Origin of the sequence: Legionella beliardensis, from assembly GCF_900452395.1 — a bacterium.
Classification (GTDB): Bacteria; Pseudomonadota; Gammaproteobacteria; order Legionellales; family Legionellaceae; genus Legionella_C; species Legionella_C beliardensis.
In genome coordinates this window covers 2,241,790-2,264,584 of record NZ_UGNV01000001.1, presented here as the reverse complement: position 1 = coordinate 2,264,584, position 22,795 = coordinate 2,241,790, and the positions used below count along the sequence as shown (strand labels likewise).

Below are 22,795 nucleotides of genomic sequence, written 5' to 3'. Positions count from 1 at the left end.
CTATTCTTTTTAATGAACCTCATACAAATGCTTTGTATTTAATAGGTTAGGGTTCGTTTAGGTTGAATATCGGTAACGTATTTTTTTATAATGGCGTGGATGAGTTAATTGTCATTAGAAAGATCTATTTTTAGACAAAATAATTACACCATGTGCTTCCTCATAGCTGTATAATAAAATTATAAATAACCATATCACCATGAGCGCCAGGAGCTAATATGAACTTTGTTAGTCAGTATGTTTCGCATCAACCTAATGCGCAGGGCTTTATTGAGTATTCACCTGAAGAAAATCATATTTGGCAACAATTGTATGAGCGACAAATGGCTATTTTACCTAATCGGGCAAGTGATGAATTTTTGCAAGGTTTAAAGATACTTGATTTATCACCAAATCATATACCGCAACTTCCTGATATTAGTAGTAAGCTCATTAATTTAACCGGCTGGCAAGTTCAGGCAGTTCCCGCACTTATTTCAGCACGTGAATTTTTTGAGTTATTGGCAGAAAGGCGTTTTCCGGCAGCCACGTTTATCCGTTGTCAGGAAGAATTAGATTATGTGAAAGAGCCAGATATTTTTCATGAAATTTTTGGTCATTGTCCGATGCTAACTGATCCAATCTATGCTGATTTTATCTGCAATTATGCGCGTAAGGTTTTAACTTTTCCTGAAGAACAATGGCCTTTATTACAACGATTATTTTGGTTTACCGTAGAGTTTGGTTTAATTAAAACCAATAAAGGCTTGCGTGCTTATGGCGGCGGTATTTTATCATCTATCAGTGAAACGGCTTATAGTGTAGAAAGTGACATTCCTTTGCGTGTTTTATTTGATCCCATCGCGGCATTTCGAACGCCTTATCGGATTGACATGCTGCAACGCATTTACTTTGTTATCGATAATTATCAAGTATTGTATAACTTTGTTTGCCAAGATCTAGGGCAGCACATGCACAGAGCATGTGAGTTAGGCGAATACCCGCCACTGTTTGAAGTGGATGAAAATAATCCAAGCATTCATATTCATGCCTGTTAAGAAGGCTAAACAATGTCTTCTAATTGTAATGCATGACTAGTCTTGTTAATATCGGTGTACTTTTTGTATTCGTGAGACCTCTTGCATACTTGTAACTTTTTGCTTAAATAAACGTTGCAAGCGTTTCTGCAATTTTATTTATTAATATTAGCTTGCTATGAAGCAAAACATCGATTATACAAGAAGGTTATTGACTGACATATTGTCAAGGAGCATTACTTGATCAAAATACTCATTGTTGACGACCATGCGTTGGTTAGAATGGGTATTCGCCGACTATTAGAGGATTTGCCGGATATGGATGTAGTTGCTGAGGCTGCAAGTGGCGAGGAGGCCCTCTTGTTGGTGAAATCTCACAAACCTGATGTTGTTTTATTAGATATGAAAATGCCAGGCATTGATGGATGGGAAGTAACGCGACGACTTAAGAAATCTAATCCTCATATTAAAATTATTGCTGTGACTGCAGTTTGTGCTGAACCCCTACCAACACGTATTTTGCAATTAGGTGCTATGGGCTATCTGACGAAAGAATCTGGCGCTCAAGAAATGGCGGCAGCTATTCGCAAGGTAGCAAAAGGCGAAAAATATTTAAGTGCTGAAATCGCACAAAAAATGGCTATCAATAGCTTAATGGCTGTGCAAGGCTCGCCATTTGATGCCTTATCAGAGAGAGAAATGCAAGTCATGTTAATGATAACCAGTGGCATGGCCGTGCAAGACATTGCTGATCGTCTATTCTTAAGCACAAAAACGATTAATGGTTATCGTTACCGTATTTTTGAAAAAATTGGCATTAAGAATGATGTTGAACTTACCCATCTAGCGATGAAGCACGGCGTTATTGAAAAGCCGTCAGAGGATAACTAATTTAAGGCTAAGAAGACCTGTTTGTTATTCTTAAATTAATTTCACACTAACAGCAACAGGATTTATTTTGTGCTACAGTTGCAGATAAATCCTGTTACCGATTAAATATATTAGTAGTTGTTTCTATTCTTATCATTATTTATGAACAAGCACGTATTATCTACTGACTTAAGCAATTTTCTTACAAGTCTTACGACTGAGCCTGGCGTTTATCGCATGCTAGATGCACAGGGCAATATTCTTTATGTGGGTAAGGCAGCCAATTTAAAAAAACGAGTCAGCAGTTACTTCACTAAGCAAGCGCTTGGTGCAAAAACACGCTCTTTAGTAAGTCAGGTTGTTGCAGTTGAAGTAACCATTACTAAAACAGAAACAGAGGCGCTGCTTTTAGAAAGTAATTTAATTAAAGCGCTACGTCCTAAATACAATGTTTTAATGCGTGATGATAAATCTTATCCGTATATTCATATTGCATCAGGACATGTGTACCCACGTATGGAGATGTATCGCAGTAAGAGAAAGCCGCAAAAAGGAACTTATTTTGGTCCTTACCCCAGTGCTGCGATAGTGCGCGAAACGTTAAATACCATACAAAAAGTTTTTAAAATTCGCAATTGCAAAGACAGTTATTTTAATACTCGTTCAAGACCCTGTTTACAGTACCAAATCAAACGTTGTACCGCTCCCTGTACAGGTTATATTTCTAAAGAAGATTACCAACAATCAGTCAGTGATGCGGTCAAATTTTTGCAGGGCAAGTGTCAAGATATTCTGAAAGAATTAGAAATACGGATGAGCAAAGCGGTACAAGCGCTTGCTTATGAAGAGGCAGCTGTATTACGTGATCAAATTAAAAGTCTACGCTTAGTACAAGAACAACAAGGGGTTGTGCAATTACGTGGTGATGCTGATGTTATTGCCATTGATGCGCGTGCAGGCTTTGCTTGTGTGCAATGTATTTCTGTTCGTGATGGCCATGTCATTGCAAGTCAAAGCTTTTTTCCAACTGTTCCTGAACTACCCATGGAGGCAGTTGATTTGCGTCAACAAGTGTTAGAAGCATTTATTTCTTTTTATTACGTTGACGTTCCTGAGCGCATCCCCGGTTTATTAGTTCTTGATGAAGCGGTTTATGACTTGCCACTCATTGCCGCGATGTTGACTGAATTACGAGGCAAGGAATGTCGTCTACAAGTTCGCCCGCGTGGTATTAAAGCCCGTTGGCTTGAGTTTGCGCAAAATAATCTCCGCTTAGCTGTAAGTGAACAGGCAGCGTCTGCCGCTAACTTGGCTAAACGTTATGCTGCTTTGGTGGAGCTTCTTGAACTTAATGAGCCTATTGCACGCATGGAGTGTTTTGATATTAGTCATACTCAAGGCAATCAGACTGTTGCTTCTTGTGTGGTGTTTGATGCAGAGGGGCCACGAAAAAGTGATTATCGTCGTTTTAATATTAATGGTATTACACCGGCAGACGATTATGCAGCTATGCAACAAGTATTGTCACGACGCTATAAACGTTTATTGCAAGAACAAAATCTTCCTGATGTCTTAATTATTGATGGTGGTAAAGGGCAAGTAAGTGTAGCACAACAAGTTTTACAAGAGCTTAATATTGAAGGCATTACTCTATTAGGTATTGCTAAAGGTGCTGATAGAAAAGCAGGATGGGAGCGATTAATTTTAGTCAAGCAAGATAAAGAAATATCATTACCAAGTGACTCACCAGCGCTGCATTTATTGCAACATATTCGTGATGAAGCACATCGATTTGCAATTATGGCACATCGTAAAAAACGCCAAGCAGCGGGACTTGAGTCATCATTAGAAATGATTGAAGGGGTTGGCCCTAAGAGACGGCATGCTTTACTACAACGTTTTGGTGGTTTACGCGATTTGGCAAAAGCCCCCATTGACGAAATTGTAAAAGTAAGTGGAATTAATGCCGAACTCGCGGCCCGTATTTATCAGCATTTTCACCCTTAACCTCATTATCTACAGGGGTTTTATAAAAATTTTTTGCGAATTAAATACGTCTAATTTGACAAGCATGCCCTATAAATGACTCAGATTTCTATTTCTTTAGCCTACAAAGTGAGCTTTTAATTGGTTGTTAAGACGAGAATTAATTCTTAATACATATAGTCTTGTTAAGCGACCTATCTTATGTCCTACAGGTTTTCAATGTTGCGCTTACTGAAATGGAAGCGCAGATCAATTTAAGGCTTTCTAGAAATAGATTCCGACAGTATAGGCAGAACTTCATCCAACGCTTGTTTTGAGTTAAAAAAACTTGCTGTGTTTTTTAAGTATCTGTTAGTTCCTTTAGCCTCATTTAACAGCTTACTGTTTTGAACCCCAGCTTCAATATGTATGCCAGAAGCGAAAAACCCTCCGCTAGCCCCTGATGGCTTTTTTCTCACAATAGCCGCTAAATTATCATAGTTTTCGTGATTATTAAAAAAATAAGTATCCTTATCGCCATAGGTTGCTACTACTTCAAATTCTTTCTCAACTAAGCTATTTGATAGTTTATTAGGAACAAAACCGCAGCCCTCCCAATAAATTTGCCGAGCATTAAGTGTGTATATTGAGCTTTTAATCTGTACACTATGGGCAGAATATTTAGTGTCTTTATCATAAATATCTGTAGGATAGAAAGGGCCTATGGCAGTGAAATTTGATAAAATGCCTAATGAGAAATCAAGTATAGGTGGTGAAAGAGTAACTAACCCATTATTCTTATTGCCTACCCTCATTTCCCGCGCCGCAAGATATCCACCAGCGCAAATAAAAACGCCATTACTCCCTGTGGTAAATAATTTTTCTAAGACCTCATTTTTAACCGGTAAATTTAAACTCATCATCATAGCCTGGCCCCCTGGTATAACAATGGTTGTATGTTTAGGATCTAAACCATCTAGATTAGTATCTTTGGTAAAATAGGCCACATCTGGATTGGTAAAAAGAGCTTGATTATATTCCTCAAATAAAGTTTTTAAATCACTTCTTGAAGGCTCAAAATCACCCTCAGACTGTGCTATTAATATTTTTTCAGTAGGCTTACGCATATATTATTTTCAGGAATGGTTTGGCAAATTATAATACAATAAATCAATAAATAAAACAATAATTAAATTAGAAGATAGAGTAACTTATAATTTCTATAGCACTCAGAAGCATGCCTAGAGAGATGACCAATTGAGCGGGTAGGATTCATTTAGCAAAATAACTTCTACTTTAGATCAAACTCACGATTTTGGCCTGGTTTTTGCAATCATTTAATTGAAGCTTAATTCTGTTATTTTGCTTAAATAAAGAAAAAGGCTTTGATGGATTTACTGACACATCGGGCAAGCTGTAATGACGATTTGCTTTAAGGCTAGATGTGAAGCGAGTAAAAAATATGGAATTGAGCAAAAGGAGTACTAAACTTTTTAAGCCGGCAACCGAAATAAGTTAAAAGAAGGATTTTATAAAGCGCAATCTTTCATAAAAATTACTCAGGGGATCACGTCATGAAAAGAATATTGGTGCTGATTACTCTCTTAATACCTGCCTTTGCAGTTCACGCAACCCTTTATTATGGTAAAGGACTCTGTGCTTACCCTCAGTATGAATGTATTAAAGTTGATCGCGGACAGACCTGGGAAAAGCTCTTTCCTGATGAACAGCAGCGTGACATTGTACAGCGTATAAATCGGAGTTATAACTATTTATGGTATGGCAAAGAAATAGTTGTACCACGAGAGCTAGCCAACAAGACCATTTTTGATTTTTCGCCTTTTCCTCTACAAATCAAATCTGATGGTGAAAAACAGGTGATCGTCGATCAAGACAAGCTCGCTTGGGGTGCCTATGATACAAGTGGTAAATTAGTTAATTGGGGGCCAATTTCCTCAGGCATCGATAAGTGCCCAGACAGCAGTCATTCTTGCCGCACAATGACAGGGGTCTTTTATTTCTTCAGTAAAGAAAATGAAAAATGCCGTTCTAATGTTTACCCCATTGGTCGTGGTGGTGCAAAAATGCCTTACTGCATGTACTTTCATAAGGGATTTGCTTTACATGGCTCGGATGACATACCGGGGCATCGAGCAAGCCATGGCTGTGTGAGATTATTTACTAAAGATGCCCTTTGGCTAAACCACGAATTTGTAGAAACAAGTAAGGGAGATAATTTAGGAACTAAAGTAATTGTTCGACCCATCTTAACAACTGCAAGTGGAAAAAGACAATGAACATAATCAGCCAAACTTATTTAAAACAGGTAGCACTCTTGCCCTTGTTACTAGTAGTTTGTAATCCTCTTTTTGCTGAGGAAAAAGAAAACACGAATAACCCAATTGGTTGTCGAAATGAAGGTTATACCTTTGATTTAAAAACGCTTAAGCTAGCACCACGTTCAGCTGGGGCAAGTCAATCGCTTTATGTTATTCTCAATAAATCTGACCAAGCGATTAACTTGTTTCAAATGCGCAATGAAGATAGTTCACGTAGCATGTATTTAAATCACACGGTTAAGGGTAGTCAATGGGCTGTTTTAGCAACCAATGAACCCTTAGTGAAATATATTTGCTCGGTCACTGACGGAAAATCACCTTATGGTAAGGTTGTTGACTGTCAAAATCACCTGCAAGTATGTGAATATACAAATGTAAAATATGGTTTAAACAATCAGGGAAATTATTGGCTTGTAAACACTAACTCTAAAAATGATGCAGTTAGAGCAATTGTACGATACGGTATTATTCCTTCCCTCTAAGGGATTGTACTAATTTGATTAAAAGTGAGGGTATTAATTAATAATTAGAAAGGAAATTTACCATGAAATCATTATTACCATGGTTTTGCCTAGTTGCTGCAGCAGGAAGTCAATTGACCTATGCTGCCAATGGTTTAGAGGCTTATCGACAAGGAAGTTATAATCTTGCAGCAAAAACACTACCAAGTTTAGCTTCTAAAGATCCTGTGGCTAATTATTATCTTGGGTTAATGCGCCTTTATGGCTATGGCGAATTAAAAAATGATACGCTCGCATTACGCTATTTTACCAATGCTGCTAATAAAGGGTTTCTGCCTGCTCAGCGTCTATTAGCAAATTATGCTTTAAGTAAAAATGAGCCTGAAGAAGCATTCAAATGGTTTAAAAAAGCAGCCGAAGCAGATGATACAGCAGCAAACATGTATTGCGCAGCGGCTTATTTAAATGGTTATGGTGTTAAAAAGAATCCAGAAGCCGCAAAACGCTATTATATCGAAGCCTCTAAAAATGGTAATGCTATTGCGCAATATACCTTAGCCATGCATTTTCTAGACAGCCGGCAAGCGCAAAACAAAAAAATGGGCGTGATTTGGCTTAGTAAAGCGGCTGCCCAAGGTAATCTTAACGCCCAAATAAAGTTAGCTGAACTTTACGTAAATGGTGGGGCCGTAACCAAAGACTTAAAGAAAGCAAAAGAATTAGTGCAGCAACCAGCTACAGGGCGTGATCCACTGGCCATGTTTGTTTATGGGCAGATTTTGCGTAAAGAGGGCGATTTACCTAATGCTAAAGAGTGGTTAATAAAAGCTGCAGATGCACAAAATAAAGAAGCCCAAATCGCTCTTTCTGAACTGTATATGGATAAGAAGAGCCCATTTTATGATGAGCAAGCAGGATTTAACTGGTTACTTAAAGCGGCGCAAAATGGATCAAAAGAAGCACAAAAGACCATAGCTAAGTATTATAAAGACGGTAAAGGTGTTGCAGCTAATCCTGAGTTAGCAAAGCAATGGGAAGAAGAAGCAAAGAAAAAAGCCAAAGACACGGCGCCCACTATTGCTGCAGATGTAGCTGTAGCTAAGTGGTTAAGTGACGGCAAAAGCGAGTCTTTTGGTAAAGAATACCAGTTAAGCGGCATTTATAACGCTTGGAACAATCCTTTAGCATTAAAAGAAAATAATTACAACCCAGCCCCCCACCTTGATACGATAACCAGGCAAGAGCTGTATCAGCCACAATTTGCAATGGTAAAGCCTGCAGACATTTCTATTGGGGAGTATTTTGATATTATAGCGCCCACGTTAACTTCAGCTGCTTCTATGAAATCAAGCGGCTTTCCTCGCTATCCTTACTTAAAAGAAGTCGAAAATTTATTACGGGCACAATCCTTAGTTTTACGGCACGAACCAAGTTCAATGTTGATAGTAAGTACACCTTATCACGCACCAGATGAAATAAAGCCATTTAATTATTTAGAGCAGCAAACTGAAGGTTCAGAGCAGAAAGCTAATTTTCAAAGGATTTTAAGTCAATTATATGGACAAGCAATCCTAGGTGATTCGTCTGCCCAATTTGAATTAGGGCAATTATATCAATATGGAATTGGAGTCGCTAAAAATATACCGCAAGCCATAACCTATTTTCAGCTCGCGGCAATGCAACAAGATTTACGTGCTGAATATAATTTAGGTATTCTCTATTTGGAAGGGCAGACTGAGCCTGTCAATTATCAGAAGGGCGTTCAATGGATAACCGACGCTGCTTTTAAAGGTAATCCTTATGCACAATATGTACTAGCTAATATTTATGAGCAAGGACTTGTTGATCCTGAGGGAAGATTAATTGTTAAACCTGATCATGAGCAGGCATTAGCGATGCTCTCAGTGGCCTCATCAATTAATTATGGCCCAGCTCAGTATCAGCTAGCCTCGTTTTTAAGCCAAGATAATGGTACGCAGCTGAGTATGGCTGCTAAACAGGCAAGAACCAACCTTATTAAACGTCTCTACCAAGGTGCAGCAGAGCAGGGTGTTGCTGATGCAGGCTTACCGCTTGCGTTTTATTATGCCATGGATACGAACCCTGAAAAGCAAGCCCAAGCATTTAAAGTAGCCAAGAGTGAGGCTCGCGCTGGTAACCCATCGGCTGCAATTTTATTAGGTTTGATGTATGAACGTGGTATCTCTGTACCTGCTAATCAAGTTGAGGCAATGTACTGGTATCAACAAGCACCTAATAACCCAGTACATCATTTTATCTTAGGTACTTATTATAGTAATGGGAATGGTGTTAGCAAAAGCATTGCACAAGCGCGAGATTTATTACAGCAATCAGCAGCAGCGGGCTTTGCCTATGCCAATTTTAATCTAGCTATATTACGTTATCAGCTAGGGGAAGATTTTCTTCCTGAACTAGATAAGGCACGTCAATTAGGAAATAGTAAGGCTGGCTTATTATTAGCTGATCACTATATGCTGTTAGCTAATAACCCTGATAATATGAAGCAAGCACGTGAAATCTACCAAGATTTTGCTAATAAAGGTGATAAAGACGCTGAGCTTAAACTGGCTTTTCTTTATGATAAGGGGTTAGGTGGCGAACAAAATAATGAACTAGCTACTCATTGGTATCAGTTAGCAGCTGATCAGGATCAGCCTGTAGCGCAATACTTACTTGGTCAACTTTACCAACTTGGCCGCGTTGATCAAACTCCAAATTATGAACTAGCTAAGACCTGGTACAATAAGGCAAAAAGTAATTATACACCTGCCGCGGTAGCCCTAGGTTTCCTCTATGAAACTGTGGATAATGATTATAATAATGCGTTTAACAGCTATTCATTTGCTGCTAACAAGCAAGATAAAATTGCTCAGTATAATCTAGGCTTAATGTATGAAATCGGCAAAGATAGACCAGTTGATTATCCGAAAGCGCAAGAGCTTTATAGTAAAGCTGCAGAGCAAGGTTATGCGAAAGCGATGGCCCAATTAGCTAGTATTTATTTTAGAGGCGATCTTAACAAGCGCGATAATCAGCAAGCACTTATTTGGTATAGAAAGGCAGCTAACTTAAATGATAGTCAGGCCCTTTATCAACTTGGTTTATTGTCTGAAACAGGTGTTTCAGTCAATCTCGATTTTAAGAAAGCAGTGAGTTACTATCAAAAAGCCGCTAATTTAGGCAATGAAAAAGCGAAGCTTGCGCTAGCAAGAATGTATCAATATGGCCTAGGTGTTAGTAAAAATCCTGAAGAGGCCGCATCGCTGTATAAAGAGTTAGCTGAAAATAATAATGCTTATGCGCAATATCAATTAGCCACCCTCTATTTTGATGGCTCATTAGGTGAGCGCCAGCCAGAGCAAGGTCAAGCCTTATTGAAGCTAGCAAGTGATAACGGCAATCAACAAGCGCGTAAAATGCTTTACTGGATGGATGCTTTAAAAGAGCAACGGTTCAGTTATATTGAACCAATTAATTTAAATCAAGTACCTATGCTGGCGGGCCAGACAGCTGATTTAATGTATATGGATGCTATTAATGAGTGGAACAGAGGTGATGAGACATCGTCACGAATGATTTTAAATCAATTGATGAAACGCTTTCCTCATTATACGCCTGCAAAACGTACTTATGAGCAACTTAATCAGCAAGCTAGCGGTGTTGATACGTTGGGTTAATCTTAGGAGCCCGAACCATTCGGTTCGGGTCACAGTTTTTAGAGCGATGGAACCCCGGGATATTGGATAGATACATTCATCCAAAAATAAAAATTAAGCAGCCATACCTTTAACGCGAGCGCTAAGACGGCTTTTAATGCGTGCTGCTTTGTTTTTGTGGATTAAGCCATTGCCAGCTGCCTTATCAATAATGGGTTGGGCTTTAGCATAGGCTGCGCGTGCTGCATCTTGATCACCAGCTTCAACGGCTTTAAGAACGTTTTTAACATAAGTACGATACATAGAGCGTGCGCTTGCATTATGCTGACGAAGCTTCACGTTCTGACGAGCACGTTTGATTGCTGATTTAATATTTGCCACTTAAAAATCTCCACTCACTTTGGTGTCACAAAAAAGTCAATCATGCCTAATCGCTCGATTTTTGTCAATATCTAGCCACTGAAATAAGGTATTTCCTGTAAATAAAGGGGGCATAAAAGCCTAGATTAGGAATTAAATTTGGGCGCAAGTTCTTTCTAAGGATAATCTAAGAAATTCGCTAAACTAATTTAAGCCCTTCTTAGCCCGAATACTGTTAGAAACAAAACCCCAATTCGAAGTGTTTAGCCCGTGTTTGCTTGTTTTTTAGGCTTTTTCCAAACCGTTGAAGGGCATGGATGCCCTTCACCGAGCAACATGGATGTATTTAGCGTGTTTGGAAAAAGCCTAAAAAACAAGCAAACACTAGTTCCGATTCTGTAAAACATAAAAAGTTCGAAGTGAGGCTAAACAAATTTTATTTAACTATCGCCGAATATGGCAGTAACATTATATGATAAGTTTTTTTTATAGACTTTAACATTTATGTCAACCACTCAAACCATGATAACAAAACGTCAAAGCCTTCTACATTCTAGTACCTTGGTCTCTTTTATGACTTTTATATCTCGTATGACAGGATTTGTACGTGATATGTTGCTTGCTCATTTATTTGGTGCCCAAGCTGGAATGGATGCGTTTCTTGTAGCATTTAGAATTCCTAATTTTATGCGTCGTTTATTTGCAGAAGGTGCTTTTTCACAGGCTTTTGTACCGGTACTTGCTGAATACCAGCAAACACAGACGCATGACGATGTACGCACATTTATTGCCCGCGTTGCTGGTCGATTAAGTGCAGTATTGTCTTTAGTCACTATAATCGGCATCCTTGCCGCACCGGTAATCATTTTTATTTTTGCCCCAGGTTTTGGCGAGCACAGTAGTCGAACGTTATTAGCAACAGAAATGTTGCGGCTTACCTTTCCTTATTTAATGTTGGTATCGTTAACAGCGATGGCTGGTGCTGTTTTAAATACTTATGGGCATTTTGTAATTCCTGCGATTACGCCTGTATTATTAAATTTATCATTAATTTTATCTGCTTTCTTTTTAGTACCACATTGTAGCCCACCCATCGTAGGGTTAGCTTGGGGAGTTTTGATTGCAGGAATAGCACAGTTTTTATTTCAACTACCTTTTTTGCACCGCCGGCAATTATTGATAAAGCCTAGTCGAGCGGGTAGTGATGAAGGTGTTAGGCGCGTGATGAAGTTAATGATACCTGCTTTGTTTGGTGTATCTATTGCGCAATTAAATCTAATAGTTGACTCTATCTTTGCTTCTTTTTTAAAAATAGGTAGTGTGTCTTGGTTATATTATACAGATAGATTAACTGATTTTCCCTTAGGTGTTTTTGGTGTGGCCATTGCTACAGTGATTCTTCCTCATTTATCACGTCGCCATGCTGAACAAAATGCGGAGCATTTCTCTTCTGCACTAGATTGGGGCTTAAGAGCAATATTGTTAGTTGGGATACCTGCAAGTATCGGGCTTATCTTTTTCTCCATGCCGCTTATTGCTTCTTGTTTTGCTTATGGCAAATTTTCTAGCATAGATTTAATACAAACTCAAAAAAGTTTAATTGCACTTTCACTAGGTATTCCAGCCTTTATGATGGTCAAAGTGCTAGCCTCAGGCTTTTATGCCAAACAAAATATTAAAACGCCGGTGAAAGTAGGTGCTATTGCTATGATTGTTAATAGTCTATTATGTGCTTTGCTAATTTGGCCTTTAGCACACGCAGGGTTAGCCTTAGCTTCTGCATTAGCCGGGTATGTTAACAGTATTATTTTGTTAATTTTGCTTAAGCGGCGCAACATTTATCAGCCAAGAAAAGATTGGCTCTTTTTTATGTTAAAATTACTGTTTGCTAATATTGTGATCGCCCTATATTTATATTTAATGACGGGGACAATGGTTGATTGGCTAAGTCTTTCGCCGCTAGCTCGAGTAGGAAAGCTTTTTGCCCACGTCGGTGTTACCATCATTATTTATTTAACTATTTTATATCTCTCAGGTATGCGAATTGCGCAGTTTCGGGGTTTTAGTAAGGAGTAAATATGAATATTGCTAATTTTTATCAAAGTTCTCCTAAAGAGGCGCACCCTTTATACTTAACAACTCAGAAACAATGGGCTGAAGGCTTAGTTAATATCCCAGAGGAAGAGCATCATTTATTTAACTTACAGCAGTTTACAGGTAAGTTAGGAGATATCTGTTTAATCATGAATGCAGATGGTGTATTGACTAAAGTCTATGTAGGCTCAGGTGATGAAAATGACGCGCTAGCCTTGGCATATGCAGCTACTCGTTTGCCTGCAGGCTTATATGAGCCTCAACAAGAACTTTCACAACTTGCATTGTCTTATTGGGCTTTAGCTCAGTATCAATTTACTGAATATAAACAGCCAGCGGAGGTCGTAATCCGCTGTTTATTGATTAGCGAAGAGGCATTAGAGGCGGTTAAGAACCAAGTAGAAGCTATTTTTTTAATTCGCGATTTAATTAATAGGCCTGCGAATGATTTAGGCCCTAAAGAGCTTGCCTTAGTGGCGGAAGAACTTGCCAAGCAATATAATGCGACGTTTGAACAATGGGTTGATGAAGAATTATTAACAAATAATTTCCCCGCCATTTATGCGGTAGGTAAGGCTTCAGCAAATAAACCTAGATTACTTGCGCTTAGCTGGGGTAATGTCAGCCACCCACGCATTTCTTTAATCGGCAAAGGGGTATGTTTTGATAGTGGTGGGCTTGATATTAAACCTTCCATTGGGATGCGGAATATGAAAAAAGACATGGGTGGTGCTGCCCATGTTTTAGGTTTAGCGCAATGGATTATGGCATGCCAGCTTCCTGTTTATTTACAAGTGCTTATTCCGGCGGTTGAAAATTCAATTGGGCCACAAGCATTTAGGCCCGGGGATATCTTAACCATGCGTAATCAGCTGACTGTTGAGGTAGATAATACCGACGCTGAAGGTCGATTAATTCTAGCAGATGCTTTAGTAAAAGCGGGTGAATTTAATCCAGAAATGATTATTGATTTTGCAACCTTAACAGGTGCTGCCAGGGTTGCAGTAGGTACGGAAATTGCAGCAATGTTTACAAATGATGATAATTTGGCCAGTGAGTTAATAATGGCATCTAAAGAGGTAAACGATCCAATCTGGCAATTACCGCTTTTTGACAATTATAGTTCAATGCTTGATTCTGGGGTTGCAGACTTATCAAATTGTGGTAATACGCCTTATGCTGGCGCGATCACGGCAGCTTTGTTTTTAAAACGTTTTGTACCACCAACGGCGTCTTGGGTACATTTTGATATTATGGCATGGAATGTAAGCAGTAAACCTGGCAAACCAGAAGGAGGCGAGGCCATGGCGATAAGAGCCGTAGCACATTATTTACAAAAAACATATGGTTCGATGACAAAATGATATAGCACAACCCATGAAGCCTTATACTTCGTTGCGAGCTCGCTCGATTAAAACTTAGTGGATAACGCTACATGTAATAAGGGTTTAAGATAAGGAAAAGTAATGGATCAAAAAGTTTTTGTAAATCGTATCTTAAATATGAAAAAGATTAAGCTCATTGGTTTAGATATGGATCATACGCTTATACGTTATAATACTAAAAATTTTGAAACACTTGTTTATAATATTGTTGTTGAAAAACTTATTACCGATAAAGGCTATCCTGTTAGCATTCGCGAGTTTACTTTTAATTTTAATGATGCGATTCGCGGCTTAATTGTCGATAGCAGCAATGGTAATATTTTAAAATTAAGCCGCTATGGTGCAATTCGCCAAAGTTATCATGGTACTAAGCCAATTAGTTACCCTGAACAAAAAAAGATTTATCGCAGTATTTACGTTGATTTAAAAGATCCTAACTACATGGCTATTGATACTTCTTTTTCGATCGCTTTTTGTGTTTTATATGGGCAATTAGTTGATTATAAGGATCAATACCCTGATGAATTGCCAGGCTATGGCCAAATAGCCTTAGATGTGCTTAGTAGTGTAGATAAAGCACATGCTGACGGAAGTATAAAAAATTATATTAGTCAAAACCTTGGCGAGTACGTTCATAAAGATAAAGCAGTGGTTGAGGGTTTAAAGCGCGTAAAACGCTATGGTAAAAAAATATTTATTCTCACCAATTCTGAATATTACTACACTAAGTTATTATTAGAATATGCGATTAACCCATTTTTAGAACCTGGCGAGGATTGGCGGGATCTATTTGAATACGTGATCACCTTAGCTGGAAAGCCACGTTTCTTTTATGATAATCCACGATTTTTAGCTGTAAATCCACTTGATGGCACGATGACTAATTTTCATGGTGGAATTAAGCCTGGTATTTATCAAGGGGGCTGTGCTAGAAAATTTACTGAAGATTTAGAAGTAAAAGGGGATGAAATACTATACATAGGTGACCATATTTACGGTGATATTCTTCGTTTGAAAAAAGATTGTAATTGGCGCACAGCGCTGGTTGTTGAAGAATTAAGCGAGGAAATAGAATCCCAAACCCGCGCGCTGCCAGTCGAGAGGCAAATTATTGCCGCTATGGAGACTAAAAAAGAATTAGAGCAAAATTATATAGATGCCTACACTAAAAGCATTGATGAAAACACAGAAGCTTATCAAGATGAAATTAATAGTTGGCAACAACAGATTGTCGCTATTGATAATCAAATAACCAAACTGTTGCGAGAGCAACAAACGTTTTATAACCCTAGATGGGGGCGTGTTTTTAGAGCTGGTGCTGAAGAAAGCTATTTTGCGTACCAGGTTGATCGCTTTGCCTGTATTTACATGGAAAGATTATCAGATTTATTAGCACATTCACCATTGACTTATTTTAGAGCTAATCGCCGCAGGTTAGCGCATGATGTTGAATTATAGAGAAAAAATGTAGCCTGTTTGCTTGCAAACAGGTTCTCAATTCAAGAGTCCTATCATTGAGTGGCTTCATTTTGCTGTCATTCCCATGCAGATGGGAATCCATGTTCAAATTGACATGATGCTAACATTAGAGATGGATCTCCACTTACGCGGAGAGGCATTGTTGCGTGGATAGAATAAGTGCTCAAAACGACCTTGTAGATATTGTCTTTAAAAGCAAGCAAAATTTCATTAAAGGTTTTTGTTTTTTTAAGACAGCATTTACTTGCCTTATCTAACTTAAGTCCAAAATACCGTGGCTTGACCACGGTATCCATACCTTTGTGCCACTTCACTGGATACCGCGGTCAAGCCGCGGTAATTCGGTTGTGATTATATTTCATACTAAATAAACGTAGCCTGGGTGAAACGAAGTGAAACCCGGGTTTAGGCCCTATGGGCCTGCGCCTGAGCTACATTTTAATTTATCCACGCGACGATGCCACGCGGAGACGACAATAAAAAATTAAATAAGACGATAAGCAAGCCGAGAAGATAAGCTATTTTGATTAAATGAGTTTGATTTCAGCGAAACTATTTTTAATTCAAAATTAACAAGACCTTGTGGAAATGTCAGATTTTATTAAAAATATGGACAATTTAATTAATATTAAATCAATTTGTTCATTGATTATCACTATCTAATGAGCTACTGTTATAGTAAAGATGGTATTTTCTGCTCAGCTAACACCAGTGCGTAGGAAGCCAGATTGAAAACGCGGTGTGAATCTTAATAGAAGTTAAGTTTCCTAAAGCATTTCAGAAGGCATCCACCTTACACAAAGAACTGTAGCCAGAAATACCGTCTTATCTTTTTTCCTCTAGCCTTTCAATACCCTTTCGATTGATTTTATCTCTATCTCAAAAGACTATTAATTAAATAAAATTAAGTTTTCCTGCCTAAATCACTAGATATTAAAATCTCTACTATAATTAAACCAATATTCTACGCGCTTATTAGCTGTATTATTAAAATTTTGTGTAGGATATGGACTTATAAACCTTATTTTATAAGTAATTTCATGGAGCGAATTATGATGAAAAAGTTAAAGAATATTATATCATTAATAATTTTAGGATTTGGCTGTTCTGTGTTTGCAGCTGCAACTACAACTACAACTGAGAAAGTAGTTATTACTGGTGAGCCCATCGTTTTACAGCAAACTGGCTCAGGTGATGCAGTGATGTATACATTACCAGCTGATGCTGTATCTACTACTACCACCTATCATTATGTTACTGTAAATGGCACAAACAGAGTTTGTTATAGCAGTGCTCAGCCTAATTTGGGTAATATTGATATGGTAACTATTAACGTGTCTTCTGGTGGTACCACATCGCCCTGGTATTGCTATGCAGCAGATACAACTGTGTTTGAAATACAACCTGCTGGTACTACTACAACTACCACAACTTCTTCTTAAGAAGCCAATATTGCTCAATTAGATTTAAGCTAATTGAGCAATGTCTACTCTTTCGTTGCTTCTGAGAGCCAATCTTTAATAGCAACTTGTGTTTCATAAATTACCTCTAATAGCTGTATACACAACTGATCGAGTAATTTTTTGTGCTGCGCTTTTAGATAATATTCGACATATTGAGACGCTTTTTGTAATTTAATTGTGCCGCAATAAATAGCATTGCCACGCACTTTATGGGCTAGCGCCTTAATGATGGTATACTCTTTTTTTTGATACGCTTTTTTTAACGCAGCCTCATCTTCAGGCAGGGCGTCATTTACCATCATAGCTAATAAATCCTTATAAATAACTAAATTCCCTGTATATTTAATACCTATCGCAATATCTAAAAGAGCAAAAGGAGTCAATTCAAATAATTGAAACTCATAGTCAGGTAAATTAGGGCCAATTCCTGGAGTCACTGTTTGTTCTAATTGGCCATTACTAGATAAAAATTTAGCAACCATTTCTTGCATCATTTGTAAATGAAGCGGCTTAATAAATACTTCCTGCATACCTGCTTTTAAACAGGCTTGCTGCTCTTCCTGACTAATTTGGGCGGTTAAGCCAACAATAGGAATACACTTAATTTGATTGTGGTGCTCGTAGGCGCGAATCTCTTGACAGAGCTCTATACCTGATATTCCTGGTAAACCAATATCAGTAATTATTAGATTAAATGGCATGTCTTTAACTAATTGTAATGCTTGTTCGCCATCTTTTGCTGACATCGAATAATAACCTAATTTAGTAATAATAACTTCCGCTAAGCTTAATGCGATAGGATTATCTTCTACTAATAAGATGTGTGGGGGGCTTGTTGTTTTTAACGAGGGAACTTTAGTATGATTCATGCCTAATTACCTTACTAGAAAAAATTAAGCGTTTAATAAGAGTGTTGACGTTAAAAAGGGTAAAGTAAATAGTATTATGTATTGGCTAACTTAATTAAGCTTTAAATTAAGTTAAGCAGTACGAATAAAAATTTGTGTGTAATAAATTTTTCCTTTTTTATCATAGGCAATACCTATGCCTGTTAAGTTATAATTACCCATAATATTTTTTTTATGCCCTGGGCTTTTTATCCATTCTCTAACGACAATTTCAGCATTTTTGTAATTATAGGCAACATTTTCTGCACCACTATGGGCTTGTTTAATGACAGCATATAAATTTTTGATGCGTTTAGCAAAGCCTTGATGGCCAAAGGGTACGCGATGAGCCGCCATGTCTTGGCTGTGCAAGGTTGCTTCCTTAGAAATGGCATTATTCATTTGTAACGCTGATCGGCCATGCTTAATACGGTATTGGTTGATATATAGCAGAATATCCTGCTGCATCTGGTAAGTTTTACTTTCAAGTGCCGCTGTTTGGGCATGGGCTCCTGCTTGAAAACAAGAGGCGATTACCAAGAAAATTAGGCTATTTATGACTATCAAGTTATTTTTCATGTCTTCATTCCTAGCAACAACCACAAAAAATCGTCATATTATACCTAATTATTTCCGTTATGAAAAATTAGTTTTTAAAATGTTAATTAATTTATCAATTATCTCAGAGGCTGTATTTATCTTGATAATTAAAACCAGTCAACCGTAGACAGCAAACTGGTTAAAAGGAGACTTAATTTATAAACAGAAGGCTTAACTTAAGCGTTTATAAAAGTCATGGCCAATAAAGCGGGCGCCTGGGCCTTCATGGGTAATGTCACTTGCCTGTTTATTTAGAATAGAAAGCGTATCGAGTGTTTCTTTATCGTTATCAAAATTACCACTGATACTAAGTACCGAATCACATATAGGATAAGACACACTGAATGTTAAAGCATTGCCAAGAAGATACCCGGTAATAGGGCGTTTGGTGTCAATGGCTTGTGGGCAGGTCTTAGAGGCAACAGCCGTGGTAAAATAGCCGGCAATTTTATTATCAGGCAGAATTTTTAATTCTAAAACTGAACCACGTTGATTTTTTAAAGAAATTGTATTTTGCGCCGCCAAGGCAGATTGATTAAATACAGCCAACAACAAGAACGACATAGGTAAAAATTTAGAATTCATTTGCACAGTACTTATGTAGTTAAATTAAAACGTAGCTTATCTTAACACGCCATTTAAGCGCTTCAATCATTTGTTTGTTAATTATAAAAATAACTGATAACTTTGATTTACCGCTTACAAAGTAGGTGACAAGATTTCTATACCCTTTAAGGTGAATAAATATAGAAATCAACTAGTTAATGGTTTAGTATGAAAAAGCATGACTTAGGAAACTACGTTATGTCATTACTTCTCTCAATTAGGTTTAATAATTATGAATGAACTTGATATCTTACGACTATTTTATGATGAAATGACAACTCGAGGTGAGACGCGGGATAATGTTTTTTTAAATATTGATGAGGTAGCTGTCGAAATTCTTTCTAATAAATTAGGCTACCCTGTTTCATTACAAGAAGCACAACGTGTGACTGATATTTGTATTGCCAATGAATGGTTAGAGAGAACGACCATTGATCCTGGGTATAATTTTCTATCATTAACAGCTATAGGGTTACAAATTGTATTAGCGAATCAATATACTTAATGCTACGCTATTTTACGCAATAGTGTGCGTATGCAAGTCATATTGTTTGCTGCGATATAAGCGATAATGAACCCTGCTTAACTCTTTTGCTTGTTCATTATTAAGCACGACTTCCATAATACGGGAGAAACGTAAATAAAACGCAGGAATTTCATCAGCTAAATTCAGTAAAATATCATGATAACCTTTCGGTTCATCGCCATAGCCAATTTGAATAGGTGGCGGCGGCTTAAGCCCTTCTCCTTGCAAATGATGTGGGATAAAGCTGTCATCTTTAAATGTCCACAGTAGTTCATCAATTAATTCCGCATCTTGCTTATTATTACAATAAACAAAGACATTGTGCTGACGAGCGTAAGCTTTCTCGAGCAAGCGGCAAGCAAGTAACCAGCGCGCTTTAGCGTTATCGCTGGTCATTAAGTAAAAATCAACGCGTATTGGCTGCATGGCGTAATAACTGTATTAATAAGGGTACGGGACGCCCGGTAGCCTGCCTTTTTTTACCTGATACCCAGGCAGTTCCGGCAATATCTAAATGGGCCCAACGGTATTTTTTAGTAAAGCGTGACAAGAAGCAGGCGGCGGTGATGCTGCCAGCTGTTCTGTCAAATCCTGCGTTAATCATATCCGCAAGCGGGCTATCAATGGCGTCTTGGTAGGCATCTTCAAGTGGCATGCGCCAACATTTATCATTACTTTCTTCGGCAGCGATTAGGATTTGCTCGGCCAGGTCATCATCTTCTGTCATAAATCCTGTATTCACACTACCTAAAGCAACAACCATGGCGCCAGTTAAAGTAGCAATATCAATAACAAATTTTGGCTTAAACCGTTCAGCATAAGTTAGCGCATCCGCTAAAGCGAGGCGGCCTTCGGCATCAGTATTTAGAATTTCAATGGTTTGGCCAGATAAGCTAGTGACGATATCGCCTGGTTTAACAGCAGAACCACTAGGAAGATTTTCGGTAGCCGGGATAAGTCCGACGACATTAATGGGTAATTTTAATAAAGCACATGCTTTAAGCGTACCTAAAACACTGGCGGCACCTGCCATGTCGTATTTCATTTCATCCATGGCATTAGCAGGTTTAATAGATAAGCCACCTGAATCAAAGGTAACCCCTTTGCCTACTAGCACAATAGGATTACTGTTATTACCACAGTTATATTGTATTTCGATGAAACAAGGAGGCTCATTTGAACCTTGACTAACAGCAAGAAAGGAACCCATGCCTATTTCTTCAATTTCTTTCTTATTAAAGAGAGTTGTTTTAATGGAATGGTGTTCTTTTGCAAGCTCTAAGGCTTGGTGGCCTAAGAAAGTCGGTGTACAGTGATTAGCAGGCAAGTCAGCTAACGTTTTAGTCAGTTCTATACCTTGGGCTATGCCTGTGGCAGTATTAATGACGGAATCATCTGCTTCTTTTAAATAAAACTGGATAGATTGAAGGCTTTTTTCTTTCTTCTTAACCGTTTTGAAGGTGTTTAGCTGATAAATTTGGCTATCAATGTGCAAAAGCATTTGCATAACTTGCCAATTAGCATCATGCTCAATGATTTGTGGTAGGCAGATAGTTGCTGTTTGTATACGTTGTTTTAACAAAAGGGTAATTACTTCATCCAAGCGTTTACGTAGAGCTGTTTTGTTAAATTTATTTTGATTACCACAATGAACTAGCAATATGTTAGGATCGTCGATATTACTGTGCCAAACCCAGTCACCGCTTTCTTGCAATTTTTGCGCTAATTGGGAAATTAGTTTTAAATAAGGATGGGCAGGTTTAGGAAGTTCTTGATAGTCCTGATTGGCAAAAATGCCAATCACCAGGCAGTCGGTCGTAATTGACTCTAAAGAATTGATTAAGCCGTAGTGCATTGTCATGCTTCCTATCATCCATAAAAATTGCTAGTTTACAGAAAGTTAATGATCATGCAAATGGGTAATTGTTAAGAATTAATTTTATGGGCATTTTGACATATGACGATAATTAGTTAGAGAACTAGGCTGTGTTAATTTTCCGCTATTTAGCCAAAGAGGTATTTGTCACGCTAACCTCGCTTACGACTATTTTGCTACTCATTTTCATGAGTAACCAATTTGTGCGCTATTTAAATAGGGTAGCAAGTGGGCAAATTCCTTTAGCCATCATTATGAAATTAATGATGCTTGAATTGCCTAATTTAATGGCATTACTTTTACCGCTTGGTTTTTATGTGGCTTTACTTATTGCTTATGGCCGTATGTATGCAGACAGTGAAATGACGGTGCTGCAAGCCTGTGGTTACGGCCCATCTCAACTTCTTAAACACAGTTATATTATGGCATTTTTTGTCAGTGCTTTGGTCATGATTCTGATGCTTTGGGCCAGCCCACTTATTGCTGTAGAACGTATAAAATTATTACGTACTACCGGTATACAAACAGTCATTCAAACTATTATTCCTGGCCATTTTCGAGCAGTATCCCAAGGGAAGGATGTTTTTTATATTGAATCTATGAGTCGAAATCATCAAAAAGCAAAAAATATTTTCTTAGCCAGACAAACTGTTAAAAATAAACAACCTTTTTGGGACATTGTATGGGCTAATCAAGCCTTTGCGGAAACGGATGAAAAATCTCATGAGGATTACTTAATTTTAAATAAAGGAAGCGAATATGAGGGCTTGCCAGGGCAGGCAGACTATCGTGTTGTTAACTTTGACCAATACAAAGTGCGTCTACCGCACCCAACTGTTGAAATTAAGAATGATGTTCGTACTATAAAAACAACCAATCTTTGGCCTTTTCTAAATCCTGATAAGCGCAAAGCAGCTGAATTACAATGGCGTTTTTCTATTCCCTTAATGGTGCTGACCCTCACCTTAGTTGCTGTGCCTTTAAGTAGAGTTAACCCGCGTTCTGGTAAATTTGCTAAGCTTTTGCCAGCAATCATTTTATATATTGTTTATGCTAATTTCATGTTTGTCGCACGTGATTGGCTCATCGATGGCAAAATTTCAACCGTTTTTGGTATGTGGTGGGTTCACTTAGTGGTATTGGGTATTGGCTTTTTTCTTATTTGGAGAAACTGGGTGAAACTAGGCTAGC

Annotated in this window: 19 protein-coding genes; 12 read left to right on the top strand and 7 right to left on the bottom strand. The window is 38.0% G+C overall.

Annotation, left to right across the window (positions count from 1 at the left end; all coding sequences use genetic code 11):
• Nucleotides 1-218: 218 nt before the first annotated feature.
• The 3 genes from phhA (at nucleotide 219) to uvrC (ending at nucleotide 3,893) form a co-directional block, all read left to right on the top strand.
• Nucleotides 219-1,037 carry a phenylalanine 4-monooxygenase gene (phhA, locus tag DYE47_RS10020; RefSeq protein ID WP_115303136.1) on the top strand — a complete coding sequence of 273 codons (819 nt, stop codon included), beginning with the start codon at nucleotides 219-221 and terminating at the stop codon, nucleotides 1,035-1,037.
• A gap of 219 nt (nucleotides 1,038-1,256) precedes the next feature.
• On the top strand, nucleotides 1,257-1,907 hold the full coding sequence (letA, locus tag DYE47_RS10015) for a two-component system response regulator LetA (protein WP_165482044.1): 651 nt from the start codon (nucleotides 1,257-1,259) through the stop codon (nucleotides 1,905-1,907).
• A gap of 141 nt (nucleotides 1,908-2,048) precedes the next feature.
• Nucleotides 2,049-3,893 (top strand): excinuclease ABC subunit UvrC, encoded by a 1,845-nt coding sequence (uvrC, locus tag DYE47_RS10010; RefSeq protein WP_115303134.1) that lies wholly within the window; start codon nucleotides 2,049-2,051, stop codon nucleotides 3,891-3,893.
• A 233-nt stretch (nucleotides 3,894-4,126) separates the two neighbouring features.
• On the opposite strand, the gene DYE47_RS10005 is transcribed toward uvrC, so the two are convergent.
• Entirely contained in the window at nucleotides 4,127-4,978 is an 852-nt protein-coding gene (locus tag DYE47_RS10005; protein WP_115303133.1) for a BPL-N domain-containing protein, read from the bottom strand.
• A gap of 447 nt (nucleotides 4,979-5,425) precedes the next feature.
• Between DYE47_RS10005 and DYE47_RS09995 the strand changes: the two genes are divergently transcribed.
• From DYE47_RS09995 to DYE47_RS09985, 3 genes are all read left to right on the top strand, one after another.
• Nucleotides 5,426-6,148 carry a L,D-transpeptidase gene (locus DYE47_RS09995; RefSeq protein ID WP_115303132.1) on the top strand — a complete coding sequence of 241 codons (723 nt, stop codon included), beginning with the start codon at nucleotides 5,426-5,428 and terminating at the stop codon, nucleotides 6,146-6,148.
• Nucleotides 6,145-6,672: an endopeptidase IV gene (locus tag DYE47_RS09990; RefSeq protein ID WP_242604200.1), complete on the top strand. Its 528-nt coding sequence runs from the start codon at nucleotides 6,145-6,147 to the stop codon at nucleotides 6,670-6,672. Before DYE47_RS09995 ends, DYE47_RS09990 begins: the two co-directional genes overlap by 4 nt.
• A 62-nt stretch (nucleotides 6,673-6,734) precedes the next feature.
• Nucleotides 6,735-10,349 (top strand): tetratricopeptide repeat protein, encoded by a 3,615-nt coding sequence (locus tag DYE47_RS09985; RefSeq protein WP_115303131.1) that lies wholly within the window; start codon nucleotides 6,735-6,737, stop codon nucleotides 10,347-10,349.
• Between the two features lie 93 nt (nucleotides 10,350-10,442).
• Here DYE47_RS09985 and rpsT read toward each other — a convergent pair whose 3' ends face one another.
• On the bottom strand, nucleotides 10,443-10,709 hold the full coding sequence (gene rpsT, locus DYE47_RS09980; RefSeq protein ID WP_115303130.1) for a 30S ribosomal protein S20: 267 nt from the start codon (nucleotides 10,707-10,709) through the stop codon (nucleotides 10,443-10,445).
• Between the two features lie 483 nt (nucleotides 10,710-11,192).
• Between rpsT and murJ the strand changes: the two genes are divergently transcribed.
• From murJ to DYE47_RS09955, 4 genes are all read left to right on the top strand, one after another.
• Complete coding sequence (murJ, locus tag DYE47_RS09975; protein WP_115303129.1) at nucleotides 11,193-12,764, top strand: murein biosynthesis integral membrane protein MurJ; 1,572 nt, start codon at nucleotides 11,193-11,195, stop codon at nucleotides 12,762-12,764.
• 2 nt (nucleotides 12,765-12,766) lie between these two features.
• Nucleotides 12,767-14,146 (top strand): leucyl aminopeptidase family protein, encoded by a 1,380-nt coding sequence (locus DYE47_RS09970; RefSeq protein WP_115303128.1) that lies wholly within the window; start codon nucleotides 12,767-12,769, stop codon nucleotides 14,144-14,146.
• Nucleotides 14,147-14,248: 102 nt separating this feature from the next.
• Nucleotides 14,249-15,625 (top strand): HAD-IG family 5'-nucleotidase, encoded by a 1,377-nt coding sequence (locus DYE47_RS09965; protein WP_115303127.1) that lies wholly within the window; start codon nucleotides 14,249-14,251, stop codon nucleotides 15,623-15,625.
• A 1,073-nt stretch (nucleotides 15,626-16,698) separates the two neighbouring features.
• Nucleotides 16,699-17,088 (top strand): hypothetical protein, encoded by a 390-nt coding sequence (locus DYE47_RS09955; protein WP_131750074.1) that lies wholly within the window; start codon nucleotides 16,699-16,701, stop codon nucleotides 17,086-17,088.
• Between the two features lie 44 nt (nucleotides 17,089-17,132).
• Here DYE47_RS09955 and DYE47_RS09950 read toward each other — a convergent pair whose 3' ends face one another.
• The 3 genes from DYE47_RS09950 to DYE47_RS09940 all read right to left on the bottom strand — a co-directional run bounded on the left by DYE47_RS09950 (nucleotide 17,133) and on the right by DYE47_RS09940 (nucleotide 19,181).
• Nucleotides 17,133-17,978, bottom strand: coding sequence for a response regulator (locus DYE47_RS09950; RefSeq protein ID WP_115303124.1), 846 nt, complete (start codon nucleotides 17,976-17,978; stop codon nucleotides 17,133-17,135).
• A gap of 111 nt (nucleotides 17,979-18,089) precedes the next feature.
• Nucleotides 18,090-18,575: a CAP domain-containing protein gene (locus DYE47_RS09945; RefSeq protein WP_115303123.1), complete on the bottom strand. Its 486-nt coding sequence runs from the start codon at nucleotides 18,573-18,575 to the stop codon at nucleotides 18,090-18,092.
• Between the two features lie 192 nt (nucleotides 18,576-18,767).
• Complete coding sequence (locus tag DYE47_RS09940) at nucleotides 18,768-19,181, bottom strand: avidin/streptavidin family protein (RefSeq protein ID WP_115303122.1); 414 nt, start codon at nucleotides 19,179-19,181, stop codon at nucleotides 18,768-18,770.
• A gap of 253 nt (nucleotides 19,182-19,434) precedes the next feature.
• Here DYE47_RS09940 and DYE47_RS09935 point away from each other — a divergent pair, with 253 nt between their 5' ends.
• Nucleotides 19,435-19,707: a hypothetical protein gene (locus DYE47_RS09935; protein WP_115303121.1), complete on the top strand. Its 273-nt coding sequence runs from the start codon at nucleotides 19,435-19,437 to the stop codon at nucleotides 19,705-19,707.
• Nucleotides 19,708-19,719: 12 nt separating this feature from the next.
• Here DYE47_RS09935 and DYE47_RS09930 read toward each other — a convergent pair whose 3' ends face one another.
• Together DYE47_RS09930 and DYE47_RS09925 are read right to left on the bottom strand one after the other, a co-directional pair.
• On the bottom strand, nucleotides 19,720-20,154 hold the full coding sequence (locus DYE47_RS09930) for a DNA polymerase III subunit chi (protein WP_115303120.1): 435 nt from the start codon (nucleotides 20,152-20,154) through the stop codon (nucleotides 19,720-19,722).
• On the bottom strand, nucleotides 20,135-21,583 hold the full coding sequence (locus DYE47_RS09925) for a leucyl aminopeptidase (RefSeq protein ID WP_115303119.1): 1,449 nt from the start codon (nucleotides 21,581-21,583) through the stop codon (nucleotides 20,135-20,137). The genes DYE47_RS09930 and DYE47_RS09925 overlap by 20 nt, the downstream gene beginning before the upstream one ends.
• Nucleotides 21,584-21,714: 131 nt before the next feature.
• Between DYE47_RS09925 and lptF the strand changes: the two genes are divergently transcribed.
• On the top strand, nucleotides 21,715-22,794 hold the full coding sequence (gene lptF, locus DYE47_RS09920) for an LPS export ABC transporter permease LptF (protein ID WP_115303118.1): 1,080 nt from the start codon (nucleotides 21,715-21,717) through the stop codon (nucleotides 22,792-22,794).
• Nucleotide 22,795: the final 1 nt, after the last annotated feature.

What these genes read in the sequence shown, in the direction of transcription:
- DYE47_RS09990 (WP_242604200.1), top strand. Translation starts at nt 6,145, where the DNA reads ATGAACATAATCAGCCAAACTTATTTAAAACAGGTAGCACTCTTGCCC.
- DYE47_RS09935 (WP_115303121.1), top strand. Translation starts at nt 19,435, where the DNA reads ATGAATGAACTTGATATCTTACGACTATTTTATGATGAAATGACAACT.
- phhA (WP_115303136.1), top strand. Translation starts at nt 219, where the DNA reads ATGAACTTTGTTAGTCAGTATGTTTCGCATCAACCTAATGCGCAGGGC.
- DYE47_RS09925 (WP_115303119.1), bottom strand. Translation starts at nt 21,583, where the DNA reads ATGCACTACGGCTTAATCAATTCTTTAGAGTCAATTACGACCGACTGC.
- DYE47_RS09945 (WP_115303123.1), bottom strand. Translation starts at nt 18,575, where the DNA reads ATGAAAAATAACTTGATAGTCATAAATAGCCTAATTTTCTTGGTAATC.
- DYE47_RS09970 (WP_115303128.1), top strand. Translation starts at nt 12,767, where the DNA reads ATGAATATTGCTAATTTTTATCAAAGTTCTCCTAAAGAGGCGCACCCT.
- DYE47_RS09940 (WP_115303122.1), bottom strand. Translation starts at nt 19,181, where the DNA reads ATGAATTCTAAATTTTTACCTATGTCGTTCTTGTTGTTGGCTGTATTT.
- uvrC (WP_115303134.1), top strand. Translation starts at nt 2,049, where the DNA reads ATGAACAAGCACGTATTATCTACTGACTTAAGCAATTTTCTTACAAGT.
- DYE47_RS10005 (WP_115303133.1), bottom strand. Translation starts at nt 4,978, where the DNA reads ATGCGTAAGCCTACTGAAAAAATATTAATAGCACAGTCTGAGGGTGAT.
- DYE47_RS09955 (WP_131750074.1), top strand. Translation starts at nt 16,699, where the DNA reads ATGATGAAAAAGTTAAAGAATATTATATCATTAATAATTTTAGGATTT.
- DYE47_RS09985 (WP_115303131.1), top strand. Translation starts at nt 6,735, where the DNA reads ATGAAATCATTATTACCATGGTTTTGCCTAGTTGCTGCAGCAGGAAGT.
- DYE47_RS09950 (WP_115303124.1), bottom strand. Translation starts at nt 17,978, where the DNA reads ATGAATCATACTAAAGTTCCCTCGTTAAAAACAACAAGCCCCCCACAC.
- DYE47_RS09965 (WP_115303127.1), top strand. Translation starts at nt 14,249, where the DNA reads ATGGATCAAAAAGTTTTTGTAAATCGTATCTTAAATATGAAAAAGATT.
- DYE47_RS09930 (WP_115303120.1), bottom strand. Translation starts at nt 20,154, where the DNA reads ATGCAGCCAATACGCGTTGATTTTTACTTAATGACCAGCGATAACGCT.
- murJ (WP_115303129.1), top strand. Translation starts at nt 11,193, where the DNA reads ATGTCAACCACTCAAACCATGATAACAAAACGTCAAAGCCTTCTACAT.
- DYE47_RS09995 (WP_115303132.1), top strand. Translation starts at nt 5,426, where the DNA reads ATGAAAAGAATATTGGTGCTGATTACTCTCTTAATACCTGCCTTTGCA.